This is a genomic window from Bradyrhizobium sp., assembly GCF_019244115.1.
Taxonomy (GTDB): domain Bacteria; phylum Pseudomonadota; class Alphaproteobacteria; order Rhizobiales; family Xanthobacteraceae; genus Bradyrhizobium.
In genome coordinates this window covers 1-4619 of sequence record NZ_JAFATE010000884.1, presented here as the reverse complement: position 1 = coordinate 4619, position 4619 = coordinate 1, and the positions used below count along the sequence as shown (strand labels likewise).

7 protein-coding genes and 1 pseudogene are annotated in these 4619 nt (G+C 64.1%); 4 read left to right on the top strand and 4 right to left on the bottom strand.

Annotated features, from left to right (window positions below; translation table 11 throughout):
- The 3 genes from JOZ76_RS37110 to dctP form a co-directional block, all read right to left on the bottom strand.
- Positions 1-707 (bottom strand): TRAP transporter large permease subunit (locus JOZ76_RS37110; protein ID WP_291706332.1); only part of this gene is annotated, 707 nt, incomplete at its 3' end.
- Entirely contained in the window at positions 704-1258 is a 555-nt protein-coding gene (locus JOZ76_RS37105) for a TRAP transporter small permease (protein WP_291706331.1), read from the bottom strand. The genes JOZ76_RS37110 and JOZ76_RS37105, both read right to left, overlap by 4 nt.
- Complete coding sequence (dctP, locus tag JOZ76_RS37100; RefSeq protein ID WP_291706330.1) at positions 1255-2277, bottom strand: TRAP transporter substrate-binding protein DctP; 1023 nt, start codon at positions 2275-2277, stop codon at positions 1255-1257. Before dctP ends, JOZ76_RS37105 begins: the two co-directional genes overlap by 4 nt.
- Before the next feature lie 324 nt (positions 2278-2601).
- Between dctP and JOZ76_RS37095 the strand changes: the two genes are divergently transcribed.
- Positions 2602-2838: a pentapeptide MXKDX repeat protein gene (locus JOZ76_RS37095; protein WP_291706329.1), complete on the top strand. Its 237-nt coding sequence runs from the start codon at positions 2602-2604 to the stop codon at positions 2836-2838.
- A 150-nt stretch (positions 2839-2988) separates the two neighbouring features.
- On the opposite strand, the gene JOZ76_RS37090 is transcribed toward JOZ76_RS37095, so the two are convergent.
- Positions 2989-3342 (bottom strand): DUF6481 family protein, encoded by a 354-nt coding sequence (locus JOZ76_RS37090; RefSeq protein ID WP_291706328.1) that lies wholly within the window; start codon positions 3340-3342, stop codon positions 2989-2991.
- Positions 3343-3672: 330 nt separating this feature from the next.
- On the opposite strand from JOZ76_RS37090, the gene JOZ76_RS37085 reads away from it, so the two are divergent.
- The 3 genes and pseudogenes from JOZ76_RS37085 to JOZ76_RS37075 form a co-directional block, all read left to right on the top strand.
- Entirely contained in the window at positions 3673-3912 is a 240-nt protein-coding gene (locus JOZ76_RS37085) for a hypothetical protein (protein WP_291706327.1), read from the top strand.
- Positions 3913-3966: 54 nt separating this feature from the next.
- The gene (locus tag JOZ76_RS37080) at positions 3967-4143 is read left to right on the top strand and encodes a hypothetical protein (protein WP_291706326.1); all 177 of its coding nucleotides are present in this window, start codon (positions 3967-3969) and stop codon (positions 4141-4143) included.
- 234 nt (positions 4144-4377) lie between these two features.
- Positions 4378-4619: pseudogene (locus JOZ76_RS37075) on the top strand (hypothetical protein); the annotation flags it as partial.

Here is a 4619-nt window from a genome sequence, read left to right as displayed (position 1 = left end):
ACGCGGGGCAGCGTGCTGAATTTTTGGGCTAGCGTGAACTCGTCATGCATCAGAATGGCGGACCCCTGGCCGGTGGTGTCATAGATCGCGCGCGCGGCTTCATATTCCCGGCGGAAGCGGATCACGGCATAGATGCCGAACAGCGAGACCAGGAGCAGGCCGGGTCCGATGCCGGCTAGGAACAGGCGGCCGAGCGATTTCTCGGCAGCGACCGCGAACAGGATCATGGTGATCGAGGGCGGCAGCAGGATGCCGAGCGTGCCGCCGGCGGCGATGATCCCGGCGGCAAAGCCGCCGGAATAGCCGCGCTTGCGCATCTCGGGGATGCCGGCCGAGCCGATCGCCGAGCAGGTCGCAGGCGATGAGCCCGCCATCGCCGCGAACAGCGCACAGGCAAAGACGTTGGCGACGCCAAGGCCGCCGGGGATGCGGTGCAGCCAGGCATGCAGGGCGGAATAGAGATCCTGGCCGGCGCGCGACTTGCCGATCGCCGCGCCCTTCAGGATGAACAGCGGGATCGACAGCAGCGTGATCGAGGCCATTTCCTCGTAGACGTTCTGCGTCACCGTATCGAGCGAGGCTGATGGCATGTAGATCGCCATGAACACCACGGCCACCGCGCCGAGCGCAAAGGCGATCGGCATGCCCGAAAACATCGCAAACAGCGTGGCCAGCCCATAGGCCACGCCGGTCCCCAGCACCGTCATCGGGCTTTTGCTCCGCTCAAAGGACTTGTCAGCTGCAACAGGATTTGCAGGCAAAGCAGCGTCATGCCGCAGGCCATCAGCCCGTAGGGAATCGCCAGCGGCGGCGACCACATCGAGTTCGAAACCTGGCCGTCGGTCCAGGCCTCATGCGTCAGCGTCCATGACTTCCAGCTGAAGAAGGCGCAGAACGCAAAGCTTGCGAGATCCACCAGCCACAGCCTGACGCGATTGGCGCGCGGCGAGAGCAGGCCGACGAACGCCTCGATCCCGATGTGGCCACGGCTTCCCTGCACATAGGCCGCCGTCATGAAGGTGGCGCCGACCAGGAGAAAGACCGCCGCCTCATCCTGCCAGTAGTTGGCGGCTTGAAACAGCGCGCGGGAGAGCACGCTGTAGCTCAGGATCGCGCAGGCGGCGATCAAAGCGAGCGCCGCGAACACGACGATGATGTTGTTGCAGACCCGGAGCGCGCGTTCGCATGTCCCAACTAGCGGATAGCTGGCCGGGGCGGGTGAGGTGTCGGCGCGCTCCGGCGAGGGACCATGCATCATGCTGTTACGTCGGATGCGAGTTTCAACAGATTGGCCGCGGTCGCGGTCTTGGCGCCATAGTCCTTCCAGGCGGTGTCACGGGCGATGTCGCGCCACTTGTTGACGGTGGCGATGTCGAGCGGCGTGACCTTGGCGCCGGCCTTCTCGTAGACCTTGGCGACCTCGGCATCGTCCTCCTGCGCGCCGCTCTTGCCGAACGCCTCCAGTTCGGCGCCGACGGTGCGGATGATGTCCTGATGGTTCTTCGGCAGAGCGTCAAAGATGCTCTTCGACATCATCAGCGGCTCCAGCATGAACCAGTAGGAGGCGCCGGCGCCGGAGGTCAGGAATTTCGAGACCTCCTCGAGGCGGAACGAGATCAGGCTGGTCGAGGAGGTGATGCCGGCATCGCATGCGCCGGTCTGCATCGCGGCGTAGATCTCGTTCGACGGCACCGAGAGCACCGAGGCGCCGGCGGTCTGCAGCACCATGTCCATCTCGCGCGAGCCGCCGCGCACCTTCAGGCCCTTGGCATCGTCAGGTGCGACAATAGCACGCGGCTTGCTGGCCACGCCGCCGGCCTGCCAGATCCAGCTCAACAGGATGATGCCCTTGTCGGCGAGGAAATCGCTGAGGGCCTTGCCGACCGGCTGGCTCTTCCATTTCAGACCCTGGTCGTAAGTCGTCACCAGGCCCGGCATCAGCCCGATATTGGTCTCCGGCAGTTCGCCGCCGGCGTAGGGCATCGGATAGAGGCTGATATCGAGAGCGCCTTTGCGCATCGCGGAGAACTGCGCATTGGTCTTGATCAGCGACGAGTTCGGATAAACTTCCGCCGCGATTTCGCCATTCGAGCGCTTGGCGACCTCGGCCGCGAACATGCGGCAGAGCCGGTCGCGGAAGTCGCCCTTGTCGATCGTCCCGCCCGGGAATTGATGCGAAATCTTCAACGTGGTGGCGGCTTTCGCCGTGCCGGTGCCGAGATGGAGCAATGCGGGCGCGGCAAGGGTGGAGGCAAGAACATGGCGGCGTGTCAGCATGGTAACTCCCTGGAACATCTTCTGGTGGGTTGCACCTTGTGCCAGGAGCGCCTGCTGGCCGGCCAAAGTGCCATTCGTCTCGTCAGATTGGTCGGGGCCGAGCCGCCGCCTTGATCGCGACGCACTCGTTGTGGTCCGGCACTACACAATTTTCGCGGGCGAAATTGTGTCGTGCCCGATGGCCGAAACCCCGGCGCGTGTCCTGAAAGCCCCCGGCTCTGAAAAAAGTTGCGGAGGTTACGTAACAGGAGAGCGGGGAGGCGCGTCAACAACCAAAGCGGCATCCGCCGCTGTCAGGACAGATTTCAAGAGGGAATACCAGCCATGACCATCCGCCTTGCATCAGCACTCTCGGCCGCCGCGCTCGCGCTCAGCCTTGCATTCGCCCCCGCAGCCTTCGCCCAGGACAAGATGGGCAAGGACGACGCCATGAAGAAAGACACGATGTCCAAGGATGGCATGAAAAAGGATTCGATGTCGAAGGACGATGGCATGATGAAGAAGGACACCATGTCGAAAGACGGCATGAAAAAGGACGACGGCATGATGAAGAAGAACTAGCGGGCAGCGGACTCGGCGTCCAGAATTCGTTCGCCAAGATCTCGGCGGCGACGCCGAGCCAAACTGCTCGAGTCTCGCGACGGTTATCACGGCCCGTCCCGCAGACGGGCGGGCCGAGCAGCTGCAGATCCGGCCGTGACGCGCGAACGGTTATTTCCGTTTGCCCCTGGCCTTGCGCGCGGCATAGCGCGCATCGCGTTTGGCCTTCTGCTCGGATTCGATCGCGGCCTGCCGCGCCGCTTCCTCTTCCCTCTCGCGCGCCACGCGCGAGGCTTCCGCGGCCGCGGCTTCCTCCTCGCGCCGTTTCTGTTCGGCCTTCTCGGCCTCGCGCGCCAGACGCGCATCCTCGCGGCGGGCCGCGATCGCCTCGCGCTCGGCCCTGCGCTTGGCAACTTCCGGATCATCGGGGCCGGGTTGGGCGCGGAATTTATCCAAAAGATGTCGCTTCGACTGCAGTGCCGCTTTCTGTCGGTCCGCGAAGCCGGGTTCCTTGAATCCACTCATCGAACGAGCCTGTTACTTCTCTCTATGTCTCTCTGGTCCTGTAATCGTGCCGCCGTCCAACCGCGTCGCGCGCGGCGAGTAAGCGTTGGACAGCGATTTACAGCGTGGCGCGCCGAGATGCCACCCATTATCCACCGCAGCCGCGTCATTCCGCGATGGATTTCGGCGCGGTCGCAAAGGGCGTGAATGGGGAATTTCTGCGCATTTTGGCGATCACGATTGCGGCAGGGCGGTTGAGAACGCTCAAAAGACGACCAGATTGGTGATCTCGTTCACAAGCGGAAACGCGCTGTGGGCGTATTTATGTGCCTGTGGGACAGGAGCCGCAAGATGACTGGCATATCATGGACCCGCAGGAAGTTGGCCCTCGTCGTCGCCGCCGCGATTTCGGCCGGTGCAACCGGCATGCTGTCGATTGCTCTGGTCTATCCGAGACCGGTCGTGAGCGCGCTCGGCCCGGAATGGCAGTGTCATCGAATCGCAATCGTGACCAGCTGTACGCGGCTGGAGCAGGTTCAGCCCGTCGCCGACCGCACGGGCAGAACCGCAGCCATGCGACGCGGGGTATGACAAGCGTGTGACGGGCGTGGTAGGAGCAACCGCCTCCCGACGCGGACCGCGTGAATGACAGACCCCGAACAAGGCGATAGCCGGCGCGGCGCGATGGCCGGCCTGATCATCGCGGCTGCGCTTCTGGCGCTCGGGGTGTGGCTGGCGCGGGACCTTTCGGCCGCGAGCAAGATGCAGGACTGCCTGATGTCCGGCCGCACCAACTGCAACGTCATCGAGCCGGCCCGATAATGCTTCAGCCGACCGGCCGCTCGCTGGAATCATGCTGATCTGCCTGCAATCGGCCATATTCTGTTCGTCTTACCGCCTTGTAACATTACAAATCGGGCCGGCCCGCTATTGTCGAGTTGCGGACCGCGCCGATGACGGCATATTGGCCCTCCCGGAGATTCAGGGCCGAGGCCGGCTCGCGAGCCGCTTTTCGATTTCGGCGGCAAGAATCTCGCAATGAGGGGGTACCCCAGCATGAAACTATCCAGCCGATCCACGATCGTCGTATCGCTCGTGTCCGCGCTGTCCCTGCTTGCGTGTGCCGCACAGGCCCAGCAGCAGCTGCAGGCGCCGCCACAGCAGCATGCACCCGCGGCAGGCGCCGTCGGTGCGCCGCCGCCGCAAGCGAGACAGGGCCATCCGCCGGCTCAGGTCGTTGGGCGTGGGCAGCCGACTGCACGCGTCTATGGCGGCAATCCCTATCGCGGCCGCATGGC